Here is a 22,867-nt window from a genome sequence, read left to right as displayed (position 1 = left end):
ATCATTAGACCATTATGAATCGCATGATAGGGAATTTCCGTGCTACCCATATGCAATCCCTAGACGATAAAAACTGCATGGTAGATGATTCATTTTAGTATTCATTCATGTCTTGCATCACAACGAAATTAGTTTACAATGTCAGATTTTTGACGAAAAAGCATTTTTTTAAATAAAAGCAATACCAATTTGACTTTTTTGAGGTTTTGCATTGTTGCAATGAGCATCAGACTACTGCGTAGTGTCTTTTTATGTACAAAGACAGCCCAAATCTTACATAAACTTTTCAAGCCGGCAGCAGTTTATTTGGCAATAACCCAAAGATTGCGCGGTTAATTTACGGCATTCACCTATTGCTAACCTAAGAATATTTTTACCTGATGGTACGTAAATTACTCTGTTTTTGGTTTTTTTTGGGGGGAGTATGGGTGCAAACGCCTGCGGCGGCGTTTAATCAATGGCACACAAATTTTGTTCCTTACAAGATTGCATACCGCATCGAAAACGTTGTTGAGATTGTTTACGATAAACTCAATCTTGCCCGTCAGGGTATGCATCCCGATGCTTTTAAAAAGGCACTGATTGGTTATCTGCAATTCAGACAGGCAGAAAAGCTTTCGGCCAAGTCGCTGCTGACAATCATAGATTTCTCGCTGCCTTCGCATCGTCCTCGTTTATGGGTAATAGATCTGGCAGAACAGCGGGTGCTGTTTCACTCGCTGGTGGCTCATGGGGTGAACAGCGGGCTGCATTACGCCGAGAAGTTTTCTAATGCGGAAGGCTCATTCCAAAGTAGCTTAGGCTTCTATATCACGGGCGAAACTTACTATGGTAAACATGGGCTTTCCCTTTATCTGGATGGTCAAGAGGCACTTTTCAATAGCAACGCCCGTCGCAGAGCCATCGTTATGCATGCGGCAGATTATGTCAGTGAGGCGCATATTGCCCGTACAGGGCGCATCGGACGCAGTCAGGGTTGTCCTGCAATACCTGAACACCTCAAAGATGATATTATTTCTACCATTAAAGAGGGGACATGCCTGTATATCTATCATCCGTCGCCTACTTACCACAAGCGCACCAAGTGGGGAAACCAGCATAACGGGGGCGAGCAATTACTCAGTTATTTGCCTTTTCCCATCTGATTTGTTAGTAAAGTATATCGAAAAGTGTAACTTAGAGGGCATATAGGGCTTGTATCCATGAACAGATCATTCTTCAGCATCCAACTGAAAATTGTTGCAGGGACTTACTTAGTCGCATTTCTTTTTTTACTCAATGCGATTTTTACCTACGCTTTTTCGCAGCAGGTGCTCGACTTTATCAATAAAGACTATGAAAATATTGATCGTCTCATTGCGCAGTTGAATAAGTTGCGTACTATCGTCATCCAGTCGCAACTCAATACTAGCAACTGGATTTTTCGTGAAAAAGACGCAAGCAGCAAACTTGCACTGCGCAATATCCATAGCGACGATTTTACGACCCTGCAAATAGAGATCAAAAAGGCATCTGCCAATTTTGAGCAGGCAGGCAACATAGAGGCTTCGCAACAGTTAGATGCTGTGATGCGAAGAGTAGATACACTTTTTGCGCATCAAAAAGCCATTATGCAGATGCTCAACGCAGATGCGGATTACGAAGATCCGCTGAAGCGTTTTGAGAGCGAAACGCTACTCAATACTAAGGTGATGCCTTTGGCAAACGAGGTAGTCAGACGATTAGAAGGCATCATATCTAAGGAGAGAACATCCCGCCGTGAAGTACGCGAGTCGATGATCAGGCATTTGCACGCAGAGAAAAATATAGAATTATTGGCTGCTATCGGCATTATTGCTATTTCAGTGCTGCTCTGGCAATCATCCTCCCGTCAGATTGTCCGGCCAATTCGCGAAATTCAGGGAGCTATCAGCAGTTTGAGCATAGGAGAGATACCGCCTCCGGTTAGAAAGATTACAAACGATGAAATCGGCGACATCGCTAATGCCACCAACCAACTCATTAGGGGATTGTCTAAACTCAGCGATTTTGCGATACAAATCGGCAATGGCAACTATGAGGTAAACTATCAGAAACTCAGCGAAAACGATGTGTTGGGCAATAGTCTGCTCAACATGCGCGATAACCTGAAAAAACTCGCCGAAGCGGATGCCCGACGCAACTGGGCAAATGAGGGGGCTGCCAAATTTGCAGACATCCTGCGCTCGACCAGCCACTCAATCCCGACGCTGGCAAAGACAGTACTTGCCGAACTTATCAAGTATGTAGAGGTTAATCAGGGTTGTTTCTTTGTGATGAGCCAGCAGAGCCAAGAGCCACAATTAGAACTGGTGGCTACTTTTGCTTGGAATCGCCAACGCATCCGCAACAAAATAGTAAAATGGGGTGAGGGCCTTGTTGGGCAGGCTTGGGTGGAAAAAGACACCCTGTTTCTGACCGAAATACCGCAGCGCTACATAGAAATAGGATCGGGATTAGGCGATGCAAACCCCAAGAATATTATTGTTATTCCATTGATCTTCAACGATGAGGTCTATGGTGTTATCGAGCTTGCATCCTTCAGTGTACTGCCTGAATACCGCGTAGAGTTCCTCAAGCGCATTGCAGAAAATATTGCTTCTACATTGGCTGCCACTTTCGTAACCGAGCGCACGCAGCGCCTGTTGCAAGAGTCGCAGAGCATTTCCGAGCAACTGCGCGTACAAGAAGAAGAGATGCGCCAGAATTTGGAAGAGTTGCTTTCTACCCAAGAGCAATCGGCACGCAACATAGAAATGGCAAAGTCTTCTTCCGAAATGCTGGAGCAGATTATCGAAAGCCTTCCCGATGCCATCTTGCAGGTGGACGGGGATTGGCACATCCTCAAGGTCAACAACAACCTGTGCAAGATGACCGGATACAGTCAGGCGGCGCTGCTGGGCAGCAGTATTACCCGATTAGCCAAACAAAGCAACCCCGCGATGCTCAAGTCGGGGGAAACCTACATACAAGAAATCACCAGAAAAGACCGCTCAACATTTATGGGTGAGATGAGCATTCGTCAATTAAAAGACGACGAGATGCTGATTTACCTGCGCAATGTGGACGATCAACTGCGGCGCGATAAAGAATTAGCCCTCCTCAAGAAGACTTTAGAGCAAAGCGGAGTACAGCAGGGATAGCAAGGTAGTCATTTTGTCAGCTACTTGATTTTGGATTAATTTTCGTTAGATTTAAGCAAAATCCAAAATCTATAACTCAATCCAAGCATGAGCTATTCTCAGGAATTCCGCAAATATGCTGTCAAAGGACAGGGTATTAGCAGCATGGTGGTAGATCAGTACATCAATACTACCATTACCAATTTCACCCCCTATATTATGGAAGAGCGCCCGATGAATCTGATCCAGATGGACGTTTTTTCCCGTTTGATGAAAGATCGGATTATTTTTTTGGGAGTGCCTATAGACGATCAGGTAGCTAACGTAGTAGTAGCGCAATTGCTATTCCTTCAATCTACAGACCCTTCCAAAGACGTAATTATGTACATCAATAGTCCGGGAGGATCGGTATATGCAGGTTTGGCGATTTACGATACCATGCAGATCGTAAGCCCCGATGTTGCCACAGTTTGTACGGGTTTGGCGGCTTCTATGGGTGCGGTATTACTTTGTGCAGGTGCGGCAGGCAAGCGTTCCGGTTTGCCACATGCACGCGTAATGATCCACCAGCCACTGGGCGGCGCACAAGGACAGGCATCCGATATCGAGATTACACACCGCGAGATCCAAAAAATTAAGAAAGAACTGTATGAAATCATCTCTAAGCACAGTGGACAGCCCTACGAGAAAATCTGGGCAGATGCTGACCGCGATTACTGGATGATGTCAAACGAAGCTAAGGACTACGGTCTGATAGATGAGGTGCTGTCGCCAAAAACTAAGTAGCACGATCAGTTTCCTCAATTAATGAGGCTGTCTAAAAAGGCTGAACGTAGCACGGACTTTAGTCTGTAACCGTCTGATCATCAAGTATTTCAACGATCACAGACTAAAGGCTATGTTACTTTTTGGACAGCCCTGTTTATTTGTCTATTTATCTTTTGAGCATCTCTAACTGCCGCTTGGCATAGGCAATCTGGTTGGCGCTTAGGTTAGAAGCCTGTAAAAATACTTCGTAGTATTTGATAGCTTCCGAAATTTGTCCGTCGTCGCGGTAAAGATCTGCCAGATTCAGGTTGATAATGGATCTGTTCGGAAAATTCTTTTTGCACTCTAGCAGTAGCTGCTCTGCTTTGCGAAAGTCTTTGATTTTGTAGTAGGCAAAGCCCAAATTATTCATCACTTCGTCCATTGGGCCGGCAGTTGCGAAGGGGCCATTTTGCCAATAGCTAAAGAGTTGTTCCCAAATGCTGATAGCCCCCTGAATATCGCCCTGCTGATAGCGTTGGAGTGCTTGCTGATTCATGGCAATGCGTTCTTTGGCTACTTCTGCGCCGAGTCCGGTGTCTATGGCACGCTCTTTTTGCAGAAACAACTGACCGTTACTGTAGATGATTTCGTCGGTACAGTTAGAGCGAGCCGTTCCGGCAGCGTAGAAGCGCGTAATAACGATGCGTTGCCCGTCTGCTTTGAAGTCGTCGGGCGCAAGCGATCCTAAGCCTCCGCAGTAGTCGGGTTCGTAAAACTTGTCAGATCCCATCTGGCGGTTGAGCATTTCGCTCTGTGCTTCGTCTATTCGTTTATTGGTCAGATCATAAGCAAAGAGGCGCGCATGGATGCCGTCTGCCGGATCTTGCGACCAGTTGGCTACGTCCTCCGTTCGGCGAATAGCAACCAATACAAGCGCAAAAGGAGAGTTAGGAACCAACAGTGCCTTTTGGTGCAATATATTTTTGCCTGTTACAAAATTTTGGTAAGCGGGCTGCGTGTTGAGTTCGATATTTTGCCCATGAAGCAGGAAACTGAGCAGAAAACCAAAAAATGCTGATAGTGATAAGCGTAGCGGGTTCATACAGACGTTGGTTATGGTTCTTGGCAGGATTGCTTTCCGTGTCAATTAACACTTAATTTACGGAAAATTTGAAAGACATACGCCAAATATCGTGCAAGAAACCGATTTCAGCCATTTTACACTTTGGGAAGCCCGCTTTGAGACAAATGATCTTACGCCACCGCCCTTTAGCCATTATTACCACCTGATTGTCAGAAAAGAGGGCGGGAGCTATCGCGCTTCTTACGAGCTTGTTTATACACATCGCGAAGAGTTTACCGAAGAGGAGCTTGCCGAGGAAGGCTTTACGCTCAACGATAACCGCGCCTGTGAGGCAGTGTTGCATCAGGTATGGATTGCGCAGATAGAGCAACTGTTGGCACAGACACAACCTGAAACGCGTGCCAGACAGCCGAAGCACAACTTTCTTGAACTGCACATGGTTGGACAAAACGGCGAAGCACAGACTTTTAGGCCTAAAAATCGGGTAGCATGGGAGATGCTTTTGCAGCAAGTGGTGCAAGGACTCATGGAGACGGCGCAGGTGGAAGCCCCGCTGATTTTGGGTTATGCTTGGCAGGCAGGAGGTAAGTTACAGCAGTACCAGATCCGTTGGCAGTTTGCAGACCGATCTGCCGTGCGGGTGTACGAATCGCAAACGCAACAGATCCCATGGCAGGTAGCTATGGCAATTATGGAGCAGAGTTTTGAGGTAGAACCCGATTATGAAAAAATGTCGTCCAAACCCAAAAACGGCATCGAGCAGATCAGCCCCGGGGATGGTAACTGGTACGCGCTTTTAGACGGGCAGAAAAATCGTTGGGAGGCGCTCAAGGAAACTATTCAGAAGATCGGATAGAAAAAAGAGGGTGTCCAAAAAGTAACATGGACTTTAGTCTGTAATTTATTAATAAATTGATAATCAAATTTTTACAGACTAAAGTCTGTGCTACATTCAGCCTTTTTGGACAGCCTCTTTCTTGGCATTTGGCTTACAGCAAACCGGAACGCTTCAACAGCGCCTTAGGTGAAGGTTCAGCGCCTCTGAAGCGCTTATAGAGCGTCATTGGGTGTTCGCTGCCGCCTTTGGAAAGGATATTGGCGCGGAACGACTCGGCAACTTCTTTGTTGAAAATGCCTTTTTCTTTGAACAGATCGAAGGCATCTGCATCGAGTACTCCTGCCCACTTGTAGCTGTAGTAGCCCGCAGAGTAGCCGCCCGCAAATACGTGGCTAAACGCTGTGCTTGTGCTAATGCCTGCTACGTCGGGGAAAAGGTTGGTCTTTTCGATCGCTGCTTTTTCAAAAGCATTTACATCCTCAATTTCCTGTGCTTTTCTATGGTAAGCCATATCCAGCATACCAAAACTCAACTGACGCAGGGTAGCAAAACCTTCCATAAAGTTGGCGCTCGCTATAATCTTTTGGATATAATCCTGAGGAATTGCCTCGTTGGTTTGGTAATGGCGTGCAAAAAGATCCAGCGCTTCTTTCTCATAGCACCAGTTTTCCATGATTTGCGAAGGAAGTTCTACAAAATCCCAATACACGCTTGTACCCGATGTTGCCTTATACTTGCATTGTGAAAGCATCCCGTGCAGTGCATGGCCAAACTCGTGGAAAAGCGTTGTTACCTCGTCGAAAGTGAGCAAAGAGGGCATCGTTTCGGTAGGTTTGGTAAAGTTACAAACGATAGATACGTGCGGGCGCACATCTTTGCCGTTCTTTACGTACTGATCGCGGTAGCTGGTCATCCATGCGCCGCCGCGCTTGCCTTCGCGGGGGAAGAAATCTGCATAGTAAACGGCTACAAACTTACCGTTGGCATCAAAAACCTCATAGGCTTTTACCTCCGGATGATAAACCGGAATCTGCTCATTTTCTTTGAAAGTCAGCCCAAACAATTTGTTGGCGATGGTAAACGTGCCCTGAACAACGTTTTCGAGTTTGAAATAAGGCTTCAGGGCTTCGTTGTCAATACCAAATTTTTCTTTTTTGAGTTTTTCGGCATAAAATCCGTAGTCCCAACGCTGGAGGCGATCTTCTGTGAAGCCGTTTTTCTTAGCATATTCCAAAAGTTCGCTCATTTGTTTGTCAGCAATAGGCTTGGCGTAGTTGTAGAGTTCTTCTAAGAAGCTATCTACTTTTTCAGGCGAGCCGGCCATGCGCTCTTCGAGTACAAACTGTGCATGGGAGGCATAGCCCAGTAGTTTGGCGCGTTCGTGGCGCAACTTAACGATTTCTTTGATAATTGCCTGATTATCATTTTCGTTGCCTTTGGCTGCGCGGGAAGAGAAAGCAATAAACATTTTTTTGCGCAACTCGCGGTTTTCGCTGTAGGTCATAAACGGCCCGTAGCTGGGTTGCTGCAAGGTGAATACCCAGCCTTCCATATTTCTCTGCTTAGCTGTCAGGCGGGCAGCGTCTTTGACAAAATCGGGCAGACCTGCCAGATCTTTTTCATCGGTTAGTTGCATGGCGAAATCGTTGGTCTCTTTGAGAACGTTTTCGCCGAAAGTGAGTGAGAGTTCGGAAAGGCGCTTACTGATTTCGCGGAGTTTTGCTTTGTCTGCCTCGTTCAGGTTAGCACCGTTGCGGGCAAATTGTTTGTAGGTTTTCTCCAATAAGGTCATACCTTCTGCATCTAACTTCAACTTGCTGCGCTGTTCGTAGAGTTTTTTGATGCGATCGAACAACTTGGCGTTGAGCAGGATGTCGTTGCTGTATTCTGAAAGCAGCGGAGAGGCTTCTTTGACGATCTTCTGCAATTCGGGGCTGGTCTCTGCACTGTTCAGGTTGAACATCGCGCTTTGTACTTTGTCAAGCATTTCGCCTGCCTGATCCAGCGCTACGATCGTATTTTCAAAAGTGGGAGCTTTGCTGTTGTTGGCAATAGCGTCTATCTCTTTTCTGCCTTGTGCGAGTGCTTCCTGCAAAGCAGGCATCAGATGCTCCAATTTGATTCTATCAAATGGCAGTGTTTCGTGTGGGGTATTGAATGCTGAGAAAAACGGATTATCGTTCATCATAGGTTTGGGTACTTGTTGTTGAGCGGTTAATAGTGAGAGTCCTGCCGCTGCTACCAGCAGCCGGACAGGTTTAAAGCGTATTTTCATACAAACCGGATAATGAGTATAACAAATATTGTACAGGCAAATGTACGAAAAAAGCCCCAAGGCAGTTAGCATGGGGCTTTTTTCGATCGGGGAAATCGCGGCTTACCGGCTTACGATAATGCGCGAGCCGACATTGATCTGATCATTTTTCATGTTATTCCAAGATCTGATCTGACTTACTTTCACATTGTATTTTCTTGCAATGCTGAAAAGCGTTTCACCTTTATTGACAACGTGGTAAATGATCGAGCCTTTGCCTGTAGTTGTTGCTGTCGCTATGTGTTGCGATGGGGCAGGGCGCGTAGCCGTTGCACTGCCGCGCGTCGCCTGTGAAATAATGATGGCTGAAGACTGCTGTGCTGCTTGTGCTTTCATAGCTTCTACTTGCGCGGCTGCTGACTCATTGATGGCTACAGGAGTACCCGCAGGCAGTGAAAATACACCCGGAGGGATGTTGTTCCATCGGCGGAAGTCGTTCAAACGCACGCCAAAGCGGTTGGCGAGGTCGTAGATGTTATCACCCGGAACAGTGGTGTAAATTCTGGCTTCTTCGGTATTGGTCGCCGGATTTGCTGAGGCAGACACGATGGCAGCGCCGCGGGTATTACCTGCTACAGGTTCTGAAACATTGGAAAGCATAGTGGCATTATTGCTCACGTTGATAGCTGCAATGCTGCCCGGAGCTTGCAGGCTAATTGCCTGACCTATCTGAAGGCGGGTGTTCATATCCATGCCGTTCCAGCGCATCAGATCGGTTACAGGTATGTTGAATTTGCGCGAAATGCTGAACAGTGTTTCGCCCGGTTGCACAATATAAGCCGAAGTTGGCTGCACAGCGGCAGTAGCCGGTGCATTACTTATAGGTATGATTCCTGTGGCGGCTGTAGGTTGCGAAGTTGCTGTATTGGCAACAGGCGGGGTTAATGGTTGTGGGGTTACATTCACTCCGCCGCCGCTGACCATTGCAGGATCAGCCACAAAAACTGTAGAACCCGGATCAAGTGCAGTTCTCCCTACAGGAATATTAGCATTCCAACGATAGAAATCATCGGTGCTGATGCCGTATTTGCGCGTGATGTCTTCTACGGATTCACCAAATATTACCAAGTGCTTTCCTGTATTGTTGGCAGGTGCTGTACTGCCCTGTGGCATGATGTTGATGGGCGTGCTTGTGGTAGCTGCAGTGTTAGGAGCGGCACTCGTAGTGCCTTCGGGGTTGCTTACAATTAACTCCTGATTGATTGCCAGCGCATCGGTTTGCAGGTTGTTCCATGCGCGGATATTGGCTACTGATACACCATAACGGGCAGCAATGCGGGTCAGGTTTTCGCCGCGCTGCACAATGTGTCGTTGTACATTGGTTGTTGTGCCGCTCGTATTGCTACTTACTACGTTGAGTTGTTGCGCACCTCCAGCAATAATAGGTGCTTCCGAAGGATCGTACAGTTTGAGAACGTCGCCTGGCTTGATCGTACTGGTTAGTTGGAGGTCGTTCCAGCGACGTATATCGTCCAACTTAATGCCGTATCGCATAGCAATGGAATAGATATTATCGCCCGGTTTTACGATATGTGTAGGTTGATTTTGTGTATCAGACATCACATCAATATCGCTTGTGGGCAGGTTTATCATCGCGCTGTCTGTAGTCGTGCTTGCAATTGTAGTTTCCACAGGTGTCGTCGAAGAACCTTCCCCGCGAATTTTCAGTTCCATGCCTGAAGCAATGGAAAAGCCTGTGATGCCATTCCAACGGCGCAGATCGGTAATACCTACGTTGTACTTAACAGCAATATCATAGATGGATTCGCCGGGTTGCACGATGTGAATGCCGCTTGATAGGGCATTTGCATTAGGATCCATCGTATTATCTGAACGGAAGGCTGGGTCGTTTTGGACAACTGTGGGGTTTACTGCGGGCAGTGGTCTGATCTCCGGTTGTGCATTTTTTGCTAAGCGCGTTTGCAACAGCAATACCCGTCCAGGCTGTAAGGTTTCATTTTTACTGATGCGATTCAGTTGCATCAGGCTGCTCATCCTGATGCCATACATTTGCGAAACAGACCATAAAGACTCGCCCGGCATAGCCAAGTGCTCTTTCACCGGGCCTTTACTGTTTTTGGCTTTCAGATATATTACCTGACCTGCTTCGAGGCGTGCGTCGGGACTGTCGAAGTCGTTCCAACGAATCAGGCGGTTTTTGCTGACTTTAGATGCTGCTGCCAGATCGTCCATGCTTTGCGCATCGGCAGCAACCATGCCCGAAATACCATTAATCGTTGCAAAGGTGAAATCTTTGCTGCCTATGCGGCGATCAATGCGGTTAGTAATGACAGGAAAAGGATTTTCATTAGTTGCAATTTTACCTGCTGTAGCCATAAGACCTTGTCCTGCATCTTCGATTTTCAGGATGGCACTTACAGTACTTACGCGCTCCAGAGGAACGGGCAGATATACGGGCAGATTCTGTCCGCTTGGTATAGCCCTGCCAAGCAGCCATGAGTTGTAATAGCGCACCTGCTCTACGGGCAGGCTGGTAGCGCGTGCGATAGACTCCAGCGTTTTGCCTTGTGTTTCGCGGTAAACCAACAGTTGAATAGACGGCGTAGGTTTATCCTGTTGATTGCGGAAGACAAAAGTATATGCCAACAGATCAATAATCAGGTCATCGGTTTTTGCATCAATGTCCATCTGACTTACGCCTATTTTGGAGCGATCTATCCTTGCAAAAACATTATCAGAACCTACTTGATAGGCAAGTGCGCTAAAGAGCCAGTTGCGCAGCGCATAGTTTTGCTGTTTGATTGCTTCTGCAAAGGCTCGGGTTGCCAAGAGCAGGTTTTTGCGTTCATCAATCGTGTTATTGATTTGCAGTTTGCGCGTGAGCGATGCGCTTTGTGCAAGTTCGGGTGTGATGAGCCAGAATCCCACTGCACCGGGCATACGCGGCGAGGTAGCATCCGCAGAAAGCCCGCTGAGTTGCATCGCCAGATAGATCATGTCGTCGTGGCAGCCCTCCTCGCGTAGCACCTGCGAGATCAGTGGCCCAAAGAGTTGGTTGCGCTCCGAAAGTTCCCTATACGACGACCAATTGCCAATCAACTGATTCGCGCGGTTCTGAATCCTGTTGCGGGTACTCGGCTCTATGAGCAGCTCCATATCGGCGAATCGCATTTGCGAAGGGACTGTCAGTTCTTGTGCTACCAGCTGAAGTGTATCCATGAGGAGGAAGCAAAGCAGAAAAAATAACTTGTTCATATTCATAACTATTCCGGGGGTTGAGAACTTTACTATAGTTTTTGCGCAATTAGCAGTCCATCGCGGATGGGTAACAACACATTTTTAACGCGATTGTCTTCATGTACCATACGGTTGAAGGCTGCAATCGTTGCAGTATCTTTGTCTGTAGCTGCGGGCGGGATTACCTTGCCGCTCCACAAAACGTTGTCAATCAGCAAATAGCCACCTTTCCTAACCTTTGGCAATGCCATTTCGTAATAGTCGGCATTTTTACGCTTGTCTGCATCAATAAAAACGATGTCAAACGTAGTATCTAACAAGGGCAATATCTGTGCCGCATCGCCTGTTCTGATGTCTATTTGCGCGGCTATGCCTGCTGCTTCGAAGTAGCGGCGGGCTATTTCCTGTGTCTCTTCGTTATTGTCTATGGTGATTAGTCGCCCGTTTTCAGCAAGGCCTTGCGCCAGACAAATCGCCGAATAACCTGTAAATGTGCCGATTTCCAATATATTTGTTGGGCGAATCATTTCGGAAAACATGGTCAGCAATGCGCCCTGCAAATGCCCGGACAGCATACGGGGGAGAACGGTTTTTAGGTGTGTTTCCCGAACAAGCCGTTGCAGCACAGGCAGCTCCGGTGTTGTATGCGCCTCTGCATATTGTTCTGCTGCGATCTGTTCCCAACGGCTTCTCATAATCAACTGGCTTAAAGTTTTGATTTATCCGATAAATGTAAAGTAAAGGTAGACAAGAGTTTACCATTTATCCAAGTTTTGTTCTCATTTGTTTTTATGCCCATGCAAGCAACTTTTACGCACCTGCTACCTACACAGCCTACACATCTGCTGCTGCCTTTTACCACTTCCGAATGGGAGGCTGCCGTCGGCGAAATTGCTGCTCGCTACCGCCTGAATACCGATTTTCTCAGACAGGAATTCAAAGCGCAGAAAGAAGAAATTGCTTCTTTGCTGCTGCCCGATCATCCGCACGTAGGCCGTTTGCTACTACTTGGTTTGGGCGAGTGGGCGCAGGCGGAGGTGTTTCGCAAAACGATGCGCCTGCTGGTTCACAAGCATAGCGATAAGTTATTGCCGCATCTGTCTATTGATTTGGGGCAATCGGTTGCTTGCATGGCAAACCTGCAAGCCTTTGTTGCTGCCGTGCCTGCTATGTTGCTGGGTACTTATCAGATTGGCAAGTACAAACTAAGTCCTCCAACGGAAAAATTACTGCCCAACCTGAGCATTATCGTCCCTGAGCATTTACAAGGCATGGCACAAGCCGCATTTGAAGAAGGCAGACACATTGCCGAAGTACAGCTATCGGTAATGGATTGGGTGAATATGCCCAGCAACCGGATGGATGCACTTGCATTGGCTGAGGCTGCTCTTGCAAGCGGCAACAGGTACGGTTACAAGGTTCGAGTGCTGCACAAATCGGAGATCGAACGCGAAGGACTGGGAGCGCTGCTGGCCGTTAATCAGGGCAGCGAACTGCCGCCGACTTTTACCATCATGGAATATGAACCCGCCAACAAACAGCCTATTAAAACAGTAGGTTTAGTAGGTAAAGGTATTACTTTCGATACGGGCGGCATTACGCTCAAAGACGGCGCTAATATGGGCTGGATGAAAAGCGATATGGGTGGGGCGGCGGCTGTAATAGGGGCAATGGAAGCGGCGGCGCGTTTGCAACTGCCCGTGCGCCTGATCGGTATTGTGCCTGCTACAGACAACAAACCCGACGGCAAAGCCATGCAGCCCGGAGATATTATACAAGCCTACAACGGCATGAGCATTGAAGTAGATGATACGGATGCAGAAGGGCGCATGATTCTGGCAGATGGGGTAGCTTACTTGGCTAAAAACTTCCAGCCCGATATTATGATAGATATTGCTACGCTGACGGGAGCTTGTATTTTCGCTTTGGGCTACCACGCGGCAGGTCTCTTTACCAATAATGATGAGTTGGCGGGCTTACTGGAAAAATCGGGACAGGTTTCAGGAGAGCGCGTGTGGCGCTTGCCTTTGTGGGACGATTACGATAGTCTGGTGCGTTCGGACATGGCAGATGTGAAAAACTATGGCGGCAGACCCGCAGGGGCGATTACAGCTGCTAAACTGATCGAAAAGTTTACAAATCAACACCCTGCATGGGCGCACATAGATATTGCCGGTACTGCCTTTGGAGACTCCCCCTTTGCGGGCGGCCGCAGCGCAACTGCCTTTGGAGTGCGATTGATTACTGAATTTTTAAAAGCGCTATGAAATGTTTCTTTTCGAAATACCTTGCCACCATCGCGGTAAGTTGTCTGACAATTGGTATAGCATCGGCACAAGACAGTTCTGGGGCAGACATAGACACGCTCTACCATGCCTTTGGGAAAATGTATCGCTTGCAACTCAGCAACGCGCCTTTTCCTGCGCCTGAACGCGCTCAGGGACATACCTACAACGGCAAACTGTACCCTGCTGAGGATCACTACATGGACAGCACTACGCTGGTTTTTATCCCAAGGAAATTCATTCCGGGGCGCGAGATAGACATAGTTGTTTACTTCCACGGTTGGAACAATAATCCCGACAGTGCCATTGTACAATTCAGCTTGATCAATCAGTTTATACAGGCCAATAAGAATGCCATACTGATAATTCCGCAGGGGCCTAAAAATGCTCCTGATTCGCACGGGGGAAAGTTGGAACGCGCAGGGCTTTTTGCTGCATTTATCAATGAGATCTGCCTAAAATTAGCTGCTGACAAAGTTATCCGAAACAATCCGCGCATAGGGACAATTGTCATTGCAGGGCATAGCGGCGCTTATCGCGTAATGGCACATATTCTGATGCACGGCGGCATAGATATCAAGGAGGTTTACTTGTTCGACGGGTTGTATGGACAATTTGAAAAGTTCATTTTGTGGATAGACCGCAACAAAACTGCCCGATTTGTAGCCATTACCTCGCCTGCCGAAGGCGGCACAGAAAAACAAAGCATGGATATGATGAGTGTAATGAAGGCATGGCGCATACCTTTTGCTTCTTTCAAAGAGATAGACGGATCGCTGGTAGAGATGGAAAAAAACCGCGTCATATTTATCCAGAGCATACTCGGGCACAACGAGGTGCTTGCTACAGGTAACAATTTGTACAAATGCCTCGTAACCAGTAGTAATTTGAAGGATATGAATTAAGTAAACTTATGATGCAAAATCTGATAAAAAAACTTGCCCTGCTGGCGCTGTGGATGCCTTTGGCTGCTTTCGGACAAAAGCTGCCTTTTGCTGTTGTGAAAAATAATCCCTCGCTTGGCATACAGCCTGTAAGCGGTAATTTTGCTACCGAGAGCGATACCTTGCGCTTTACGGGAGAGGCTGCCCGCGAAATCTTTGTCTATCGGCTCAAGTCAGACTTTCAGGTAGCATTGCCACCTATGCAGGTAAATCTGCCGCCGTCGCGGCCAGATCTTGCTGTAGATTCGCTTTTTAGCATCGCTGTCGGTACGGATTTTATGCTGCCTACGGGGCTTTATTTTGCCCAGTCGGATACAACTACTGCCATTGGTACGGGCTTCATCATCGCAGATCGCGCTTTTCCCAAGTTGCGTCGCATAGACGATGTGCTGGCCGCATTGGTATATATTTCTACCAACGATGAAATTGCCGAAATCAGCAACAGCCGCGACAAAAAAGCCGCCTTAGACAATTACTGGCTGCGTCTGGGCGGCAACGAAGAGAATGCACGCCGCATGATTCGGCTGTTCTACCAGCGCGTAGAGCATGCCAACCGCCACTTTACGACCTACAAAGAAGGCTGGAAAACCGACATGGGCATGATCTACATCATCTTCGGCGAACCTACAGGTCTGAACCGCACCGCCAAAGGTGAAGAGTGGGAATACCGCACATCGGGCAAAAATGCCATCCGTTTTACCTTCCAGCCCAAAGCCAACCAGTTTACAGGCGTGCATTACGATTTGATTAGGAATGCCCGCTACCGCGATGTCTGGTACGAGTATGTAGATCGCTGGCGACAAGGGCTGATTGCTAACTGATCTCAGATCTCAATTTCGACTCCTTTGTCTGAAATACTGATAGGGTAGGTGCGGAGCGCACGGCAACCATGCCCGGAAAGTTCCTCGCCACTGCGCAGCGAGAAAGTGTAGCCATGCCAAGGACATAAAATTTTCGCCTGCGAAACTACTTTGCCTTTGTGCATAGAAGCTCGCTGATGGGTACATTCGTTGCTGACAGCAAAAAATCCTTCATCTGTATGGGCTAAACAAATTTCAAATTGACCCGTGCGAAGTAATGCGGTTGTATAGAGCGGCACTTGCTCCTCGGCTGCTGCCAACGTTGGGAAAATGACGTACTTAGACACGTTTGTAAGGGATTAAAAGCAAATTTACATACTTTGCGCTTAGTCTTTGCCCGTTACTACATAGTTTAGTTGTCGCGTTTTGGCTTTTTGTAAAAAATCTTTCACAGATCGGCTTTCCAGAAAATCAGGAACAAAGGGATTGTCGTTGGCATGAAAAAATGCAAGTTGCGGCAACTGCATCAGTGCGTCTATCGGCAGGTCTGAAAGTTGGTTTTGTGCCAGATTGATTTCGCGGATATTAGGCAACTGCAACACAAAGGACGGAAAAATACTCAAGCGATTTTCCTGCAAGCGAAGTACCTCCAAGTTTTGCAGCGCAGCGTAGCTATCGCTAAGGCTGCTGAGGCGATTCCGATGAGCATACAAGCCTTTTAGCTGCTGCAAAGTAGCGATGCTTTCGGGCAGTTTTTCAATCTGATTGAAAGACAGATACAGGTGCGTGAGGTTTTGCAGCCGACTGATTTTGTCTGGAACTTCCTTGATTTGGTTCATGTAAACATCTAATTCCTCTAATTGGCGCAGATCGAATATGCAATCGGGGATAGCAGTTAGCTTGTTGCCGTAAAGGATGATCTGCCGCAACTGCTGCAAGTTGGAAATTTCGGGGGCTACCTGCGCTATTCGGTTGCCTGCTACATTGATGGAAAGCAAGGAGCGATACTGTCCGATTGTTGCCGGAAGCGTTTCTAACTGATTGGAAATCAGGCTTAATTTCTTCAGTTTTGGTAGTGAGTGCCACGTGCTGTTATCGTTGAAGCGGTTGTAGTCCAAATACAGCGCCGACAGATTGCGCATCCGCTTTATTTGGCGCGGCAAAGTTGTCAGGCGGTTGCGGCTCGCGTTGAGGGTGTCTAACCTGCTGATTTTCCAGATGCGCGGCAGCTCGTCTAAGTAGCGGTTGTTAATGATCAATGTGCGAACATGGCGCAGGCAGCCAATTTTGAGCTGTTGCGGTTGAATTTCTTCTATCAGGCGCACACTGAGCAGGTTCAGGCTGTCTAATACCTGTCGTTGGTGGGCGGCGCTCATGGTTTTGAGTCGTGCCTGCAAAATACTGTCCGGCTCGATGCGCCGCGATTGTATGTTCATGCCGTCTAAGGTGATTTTTCGCAGATTTTTCAGGCGGTTCAGGCGGCGCGGCAACTCGCTGATAGGGTTGCGGCTTAGATCGAGTGTCTGTAGGTTGTTGCATTCATAGACCCACTGAGGAATGGCAGATAGTTTTTGTTCTGCCAGATTGAGGTGCAAAATGGTGTCCTTGCGTGTTGAGGTTGCGGCTGTTATAGTGGCAGTGTTGTTGCGCAGCATGAGCGGCGAAACGAACTGAGCACAGGTGATCTTCCCTGAAATTAAGGCGCAGGTAGAGAGAATAATTCGCAGTAAGTTATTCATTGTCAGATACTTATTCCAATCAAGAGCGCATCAGTAGAGGGGCTGTGCAGGAGACTTTCCTGCTGTGCCTGCCACTCGTCCCAGAGCGATTGGAGCAACTGCTTTTGCCGTGCACCGCTCAGGCTGTGCATCTCTTCAAGTATTTGCGCAAAATAATTCTTTCTAAACGAATTGTTTTTCAAGCCACACAGTTGCTCAATCATGCCTTGTGTAGCCATATAAATAAAGTTGTGTGGTGGCAATCGCCTGATGTGCTGCTGAAAGTCATCGGTGCTGAAGGCATTATTTTCCTTCCCTAAGGGTTGGGGCAATCCTTGTAGCCACTCAGATTTACCACCTGCTGCGAGCAGCAGATCCTGTCCTGCCCCTGCATAGACTATACTTTTATCGGCATGGTGGATAAGGAGCGCCCCTATTGCCAGATCTACTACATAAGGCATGATGCGCGATACTGTGCAGAAATTGAGTTGCAACTCGGCGAGTAGCTCCGCAGGCTGTCGGATGCCTTGAATGACGATATGGTCGGCCAGATGCCTGACTAAGAGGGTGAACAGTGTTCCCTTCAGCGATGTTTCGTTGGAGTTTGCAGCCATTACCAGCAGGCTCTGACTTTGGTCGGCAAAGCGGTAGAATATCAGCAACGATTTTTCTGCTCCTTCGGCTTGTGGGCTAAACAATAGAGCATCTGTGGCAACAGCTTTCAGCGATTCTTCGGTAGGTAGCATTACCTGTTGTAGCTGTGCCAAAACGGAAACCTGCGGTGCCGGTGGTTGGGGTAGCGGCTCAAAGGCTGCTTGCTGTCGCTGCTGTTGAGCCATGAGAAAGGCTTCGTCTATCGTAAGGCGCAGGGCATCAATTTCCCAAGGTTTGGTTAGGTAGCGGAAAATGCGCCCCTTGTTAATAGCGCGGATGATGGCTTCCATATCCGAGTAGCCTGTTAGCATCATCCGTACCGTTTGCGGAAACTCAAGGGCTGCAATTTCCAGCAGTTCTACACCTGTCATTTCGGGCATTCGCTGGTCGGTAATCAAAATATCGAACGCTTCTTCGGGAGATTGCGAGCGCATTTTTTGCAACGCTTCTTTTGCCGAAAGCGCCGTATGGATATGGTATAACTTGCGAAAAGCTGCTTTGAAGATGGTCAGATTATCAATCTCATCATCTACGTATAGGATTCTTGCCAGCTTAGGCGCGAGCATCATATTGCTAAGTCTGATTTAGTTGGCAGGGCAATATAATAATAAATTGACTGCCTTTGCCTTCCTGACTTTGGGCAATGATATTGCCGCCGTGTTCTTTGACGATGCTGAGCGCAATAGAAAGCCCCAGACCGCGTCCGTCGCCGATTTCTTTAGTTGTAAAGAAGGGGTCAAAAATGTGTTGCAGATTCTTTTGCGAAATGCCTCTTCCGGTATCGGCAATAGTGATAGCTACTGCTTCATAAAGTGGGGTATTGGGACATACGTTCCGGGCGGGGTAGTGAGTTGAAACAGTGATTACACCCCTATCATCCACTGCTTCAATCGCATTAACAAGCAGGTTAAGAAAGACCTGATTCAATCGGGCAGGGTAGCATTCTATCTTAGGAACACCTGCATAGCGGGTTTCTATGCGGATGTTGGGCGGTAGTTGTCCGCTCATTAACATGAGTACGTTGCTAAGCCCGACCTCAATATCAACCATCTTGATAAGATTCTCTTCGTCAATGCGGGCAAAAGTGCGCAGCCCTTGTACAATTTCAAAAGTGCGGGTAGCGCCGCGTTTCAGGCTTGCTACTAGTTCGTCGCTTTCTTCAATCAATACTTCGGCGTTGTGATGCATACTTTCCCACTCCTCAATGGCTTTCTGACGGCTGCCGTTGTGTAGAACAGGATTGCCGTAAATGGTTAATAGCTGTTTCAAATCGGCAAAGTTGCGGCGCAGCGAATCTGCTCCTGCATAAATAAAATTGATAGGATTGTTAATCTCGTGTGCAATACCTGCCGCCATTTGCCCCAGCGAGGTCATGCGGTCTTGCTGTACCAACTGTGCCTGCGTTTTTTTGAGTGTGGTCAGCGTAGTGGTCAGTTCGGCATTTGTGGCTTCCAACTCTTGCTTTTGGCGAACTGTGCGCCTGTAATAGTAGCCGATTGCCATGCTCATCGAGAGGAATGTTACAATTAGCGCAGCGGCAACCATGAGTTGGTTGCGGGCATCGTTCTCTATGCGTTTATTGGCCCGGTCCAACTCTGCATTTATGCGCTCCAGATTCGCAACCTGAACGTTTGCCATGCGCGCAAGCGAGTCTTTGGCAGCGATAGCCTCTTTGAGGCGTAGCAGGGCGCGATGGGTTTGCTCATTGCCGTTGCTGATCAGATGATGATTGGTAAGCAGCAACTGCTCAAGTGCTTCCATGCGTTGCATGTAGCGGCGAGCCTCGACGGGATGGATGTTAGCATCGTTGGAAAAGCGTCTGGACAGGCTATTGATTTCGCCGATGACCAAACTGTTATAGTTTTCTATTTTCGATTTATTGCTTTCCATGATGCGAGTAACTTCGTCAAAGAGTTGTATGTAAATCTGCGAGGAATCCATCGGACGAGGTGCGGCAATAGGGGCAGTGTAAAGGCTGATACGCCTGAGCGGGGTACTTAGCTTGCGCGCCGTAACAGTAGCGCCTACAACCTTTAGCCGCTGCATGTCCTGAATTGTTGAAAGGGGGATGTAGATCACCCCTTTGTTGTCGGCCATAAATTCCTGCTTATTGTAAATGATGCGGGCATCAACCTCAATCTGCTTTTGGTTGTTGTAAACAATAACTGCATAGGTAGTAGCTGAAGAAGGTTCGTCGTAGATCCGCAAAAAATACCCTTGCTTAGTCTCTGTGATGCTGACATCTTTCGGCATTACGGGCGCTCCGTTTACCTTTACAAGCGGCTGGGCGGATAGTTTCGTCTGACCTGTAACAGCAATTAAGAAGTAGCCGTTTGCATCGCTCGGCTGGCTGGGTGTTTCCGATCCGTTGATAGTAAGCGTTATCAGTGCATTAGCTATCGGTTCGCCACTGCGTGTTACTACTCGCCCTGTTAGCTGCATGTGCTGTACGGTGCGGATATTGATTTGCAGAAAACGCTGCTCAGCGTCGTATGACCAGGTGGTAGTCTCGTATGCGTGGTCGGTAAATTGAATTTTATCGGGAGGGGCAAACGAGGCAGGAACCATGCTGCCAAACTGCCCTTTTCTGTCTGTATAAAATTTGCGTAAGTTATCTATCTGAAACTCAACATTAGCAGCCGGGCGACCATCGTCAAAGACTACCTTTCCATGCAGCAATACCTCGTTCTGTGCTGTCAGAGATAGGATGAGTCCTTGTAGCAATAAGATCAACAATAAAGTTCGCAGTAAAGCCATTAGCGCAGCAGGTCAATATGAAAGTGTGCTAAATTACTGCTTTTTGGTATAAAATTGAATTTTACCAGTAAAATCTTACAGTATTCTCATAAGCTCAGCTCCAGCGGTTGGCTTGCCCAAATAAGATGCGATTAGCCGCCAGTTCGCGGTTGGAAAGCAGTGTATGGTAGATTTTCAGATCTTTTTGCAGGTCGGTGTCTTTGTTCAGGTACTTAAAAATCTGCTCAATAAATTCGCTCAGTTCATCTTTAATGCTGTAAAAAACCCACTGATCTATTTTCCGATAGTTGACTAATCCGGCGCTGCGCATGTAAGCCATGTGGCGCGAAATTTTTGTTTGGGTAAATTCTAACACCAATTCCAGATCGGAAATGCACATTTCTTTATTCTTGTACAAAAGGAATAAAATCCGCAGGCGCGACTCATCGCCTAATGCTTTAAAAAATTGCTCACCTACGCTCAGGTTAAAGTGTTTTACCTTCATTTGATTATGCGTTTAGGCAAATATAAACAAAAAACAATAACTGCAATCCACAAATCGCAAATCAACAATCGCAAATCGGTTTAGCTTTGCAGAAAAAAATTTGTGATGCCTGCCAATCAAAAAATTTCGTGGCTCATTGCCTTTGTCGCTGCTGTTACGTTTATGCCTTTTTTGGGTGGCATCAGCCTTTTTGACTGGGACGAGGTAAACTTTGCCGAATGCGCCCGCGAGATGATTGAATTGGGGGACTACCTGCGCGTGCATATAGATTACCTGCCGTTCTGGGAAAAACCGCCCTTCTTTTTTTGGTTGCAGGCAATAGCGATGCAAATTTTCGGCATTGGCGAATACGCCGCCCGCTTTCCCAATGCGGTTTGCGGCGTTGTTACGCTGGTGCTGCTCTTCCAAATCGGGGCGCGGCTGAAAGGTACGCGCTTTGGCTTGCTTTGGGCAGGTGCGTACTTTGGTTCTATCCTGCCGCATCTGTATTTCCGTTCCGGCATCATTGACCCTTGGTTCAACCTGTTTATTTTTTTGGGCTTGTACTTTTTTGTACTGTTTTACTGGCGTAAAGACGGCATTAAGGGTATTTCGCTGCAATGCGGCGCGTGGTACTACCTCATCATCGGCGGGCTGTGGCTTTCGCTGGCTATCCTGACCAAGGGCCCTGCCGCGCTCATTATTGCCGGACTTTGCCTTGGTGTATATTGGGTGCTGGAGCGTTTTCGCTGGTATGCGCACATCGGGCATTTTGCCGCTTACGCGCTCATCAGTTCTTCGGCGATGCTGATTTGGTACGGCATAGAAACGCTAAAAAACGGGCCATGGCTGGCGATAGAATTTACCAAATACCAGTACCGCCTGTTCAGTACGCCCGACGCGGGTCATGCGGGCTTTCCGGGCTACCACTTTGTGGTGCTGCTGCTGGGCTGCTTTCCTGCTTCTGTTTTTGCTATCCGCGCCATGACTATGCCGCGCCCGACAGGTGAAAAAACGGCACAAACCGATTTTAAGCGCTGGATGACGATTCTTTTCTGGGTGGTGCTGATTTTATTTACTATTGTCAAATCAAAAATTGTCCACTATTCGTCTATGTGCTACTTTCCGCTGGCTTATCTGGCGGCTGTAACGCTGGAAGAACTGCTGCAAGGCAATATCTCATGTAACAAATGGATGCGCGGCGGACTGTTGGCGATCGGTTCTGTCTGGGCGCTGGTGCTGATTGTAGTGCCTTCGCTGGCGCAAAATGTGGCTGCCTTGAAGCCTTTGCTCGCTGCCGATCCTTTTGCACAGGCAAATCTGGATGCTGTTGTGCGCTGGTACGGCTGGGAGGGCATCACAGGCATTATTTTCCTTGCCGGAACGGTTTGGGGCATCCGCCAACTGAGCCATCGGGAAAAGGCACAGGCAGGCGTTATCGCGCTGTTCGGCGCTACGGCGCTCATGGTAACAATGACAATGTATCTGTACTTGCCTAAAATTGTGCAATATACGCAAGGCGCGCCCGTGGCATTTTTTCAGCGACTGGAAGGAAAAGATTGCTATGTGTACACCTATGGCTACCGAAGCTATGCGCACTGGTTCTATGCCAAAACCAAACCCGACACGCGCCCCAAAACCGAAGACGGGCAGGCATGGCAAGATTACTTGTTCTATGGCAATATAGATAAAGATGTTTACATTGCTTGTAAAATTTTCAGCCGCGCAGAGTTAGACGGCATCCCGACGCTGCAATTCATGTATGAACAAAACGGTTTTGCGTTTTACAAACGGGAGAAAAGTGAGTAGAATAGCGGCATGAAGCATGACACGAATCTGATACAAACCAACCTGCTCATCCACGGCGACAATATTCAGGGAATGAACTACCTGTTAGCCAATGGATTTGCACAAAAAATAGA

At 47.7% G+C, this 22,867-nt stretch carries 17 protein-coding genes; 8 read left to right on the top strand and 9 right to left on the bottom strand.

What is annotated here, in order from left to right:
* The first annotated feature begins 380 nt into the window (after positions 1–380).
* From ACWIP2_RS12535 to clpP, 3 genes are all read left to right on the top strand, one after another.
* Positions 381–1,145, top strand: a complete 765-nt coding sequence (locus tag ACWIP2_RS12535) for a murein L,D-transpeptidase catalytic domain family protein (protein WP_448520282.1) — start codon at positions 381–383, stop codon at positions 1,143–1,145.
* Between the two features lie 57 nt (positions 1,146–1,202).
* Positions 1,203–3,161: a GAF domain-containing protein gene (locus ACWIP2_RS12530; protein ID WP_448520281.1), complete on the top strand. Its 1,959-nt coding sequence runs from the start codon at positions 1,203–1,205 to the stop codon at positions 3,159–3,161.
* Positions 3,162–3,248: 87 nt separating this feature from the next.
* Complete coding sequence (gene clpP, locus ACWIP2_RS12525; RefSeq protein WP_448520280.1) at positions 3,249–3,926, top strand: ATP-dependent Clp endopeptidase proteolytic subunit ClpP; 678 nt, start codon at positions 3,249–3,251, stop codon at positions 3,924–3,926.
* 148 nt (positions 3,927–4,074) lie between these two features.
* On the opposite strand, the gene ACWIP2_RS12520 is transcribed toward clpP, so the two are convergent.
* Positions 4,075–4,992 carry a tetratricopeptide repeat protein gene (locus ACWIP2_RS12520; protein WP_448520279.1) on the bottom strand — a complete coding sequence of 306 codons (918 nt, stop codon included), beginning with the start codon at positions 4,990–4,992 and terminating at the stop codon, positions 4,075–4,077.
* A 91-nt stretch (positions 4,993–5,083) separates the two neighbouring features.
* Between ACWIP2_RS12520 and ACWIP2_RS12515 the strand changes: the two genes are divergently transcribed.
* Positions 5,084–5,830, top strand: a complete 747-nt coding sequence (locus ACWIP2_RS12515; protein ID WP_448520278.1) for a hypothetical protein — start codon at positions 5,084–5,086, stop codon at positions 5,828–5,830.
* Positions 5,831–5,963: 133 nt separating this feature from the next.
* On the opposite strand, the gene ACWIP2_RS12510 is transcribed toward ACWIP2_RS12515, so the two are convergent.
* The 3 genes from ACWIP2_RS12510 to ACWIP2_RS12500 form a co-directional block, all read right to left on the bottom strand.
* Positions 5,964–8,087 (bottom strand): M3 family metallopeptidase, encoded by a 2,124-nt coding sequence (locus ACWIP2_RS12510; protein ID WP_448520277.1) that lies wholly within the window; start codon positions 8,085–8,087, stop codon positions 5,964–5,966.
* Positions 8,088–8,189: 102 nt separating this feature from the next.
* Positions 8,190–11,306, bottom strand: a complete 3,117-nt coding sequence (locus ACWIP2_RS12505) for a LysM peptidoglycan-binding domain-containing protein (protein ID WP_448520276.1) — start codon at positions 11,304–11,306, stop codon at positions 8,190–8,192.
* A 68-nt stretch (positions 11,307–11,374) separates the two neighbouring features.
* Positions 11,375–12,019 (bottom strand): O-methyltransferase, encoded by a 645-nt coding sequence (locus ACWIP2_RS12500; RefSeq protein ID WP_448520275.1) that lies wholly within the window; start codon positions 12,017–12,019, stop codon positions 11,375–11,377.
* A gap of 102 nt (positions 12,020–12,121) precedes the next feature.
* Here ACWIP2_RS12500 and ACWIP2_RS12495 point away from each other — a divergent pair, with 102 nt between their 5' ends.
* Genes ACWIP2_RS12495 through ACWIP2_RS12485 form a run of 3 tightly spaced genes read left to right on the top strand, consistent with a single transcriptional unit; the run spans position 12,122 to position 15,374 of the window.
* Positions 12,122–13,591, top strand: a complete 1,470-nt coding sequence (locus ACWIP2_RS12495; RefSeq protein WP_448520274.1) for a leucyl aminopeptidase family protein — start codon at positions 12,122–12,124, stop codon at positions 13,589–13,591.
* The gene (locus tag ACWIP2_RS12490) at positions 13,588–14,514 is read left to right on the top strand and encodes a hypothetical protein (RefSeq protein WP_448520273.1); all 927 of its coding nucleotides are present in this window, start codon (positions 13,588–13,590) and stop codon (positions 14,512–14,514) included. The genes ACWIP2_RS12495 and ACWIP2_RS12490 overlap by 4 nt, the downstream gene beginning before the upstream one ends.
* Positions 14,515–14,525: 11 nt before the next feature.
* Positions 14,526–15,374, top strand: a complete 849-nt coding sequence (locus ACWIP2_RS12485; RefSeq protein WP_448520272.1) for a GWxTD domain-containing protein — start codon at positions 14,526–14,528, stop codon at positions 15,372–15,374.
* A 2-nt stretch (positions 15,375–15,376) separates the two neighbouring features.
* Here the strand turns inward: ACWIP2_RS12485 and ACWIP2_RS12480 are convergent, their stop codons facing one another.
* The 5 genes from ACWIP2_RS12480 to ACWIP2_RS12460 all read right to left on the bottom strand — a co-directional run bounded on the left by ACWIP2_RS12480 (position 15,377) and on the right by ACWIP2_RS12460 (position 20,966).
* Positions 15,377–15,700: a Rieske (2Fe-2S) protein gene (locus ACWIP2_RS12480; protein WP_448520271.1), complete on the bottom strand. Its 324-nt coding sequence runs from the start codon at positions 15,698–15,700 to the stop codon at positions 15,377–15,379.
* A gap of 39 nt (positions 15,701–15,739) precedes the next feature.
* Positions 15,740–17,092, bottom strand: coding sequence for a leucine-rich repeat domain-containing protein (locus ACWIP2_RS12475; protein WP_448520270.1), 1,353 nt, complete (start codon positions 17,090–17,092; stop codon positions 15,740–15,742).
* 2 nt (positions 17,093–17,094) lie between these two features.
* Positions 17,095–18,294, bottom strand: coding sequence for a response regulator (locus ACWIP2_RS12470; protein ID WP_448520269.1), 1,200 nt, complete (start codon positions 18,292–18,294; stop codon positions 17,095–17,097).
* A gap of 4 nt (positions 18,295–18,298) precedes the next feature.
* Positions 18,299–20,482: an ATP-binding protein gene (locus ACWIP2_RS12465; RefSeq protein ID WP_448520268.1), complete on the bottom strand. Its 2,184-nt coding sequence runs from the start codon at positions 20,480–20,482 to the stop codon at positions 18,299–18,301.
* 94 nt (positions 20,483–20,576) lie between these two features.
* Complete coding sequence (locus ACWIP2_RS12460) at positions 20,577–20,966, bottom strand: ArsR/SmtB family transcription factor (RefSeq protein ID WP_448520267.1); 390 nt, start codon at positions 20,964–20,966, stop codon at positions 20,577–20,579.
* A 105-nt stretch (positions 20,967–21,071) separates the two neighbouring features.
* Between ACWIP2_RS12460 and ACWIP2_RS12455 the strand changes: the two genes are divergently transcribed.
* Positions 21,072–22,754, top strand: a complete 1,683-nt coding sequence (locus ACWIP2_RS12455; protein WP_448520266.1) for an ArnT family glycosyltransferase — start codon at positions 21,072–21,074, stop codon at positions 22,752–22,754.
* The last annotated feature ends 113 nt before the right edge of the window (positions 22,755–22,867 follow it).

It is taken from the genome of Rhodoflexus sp. (assembly GCF_053489755.1).
The sequence above is the reverse complement of the archived record's forward strand: the minus strand, read 5'-3'. Positions and strand labels throughout refer to the sequence as shown.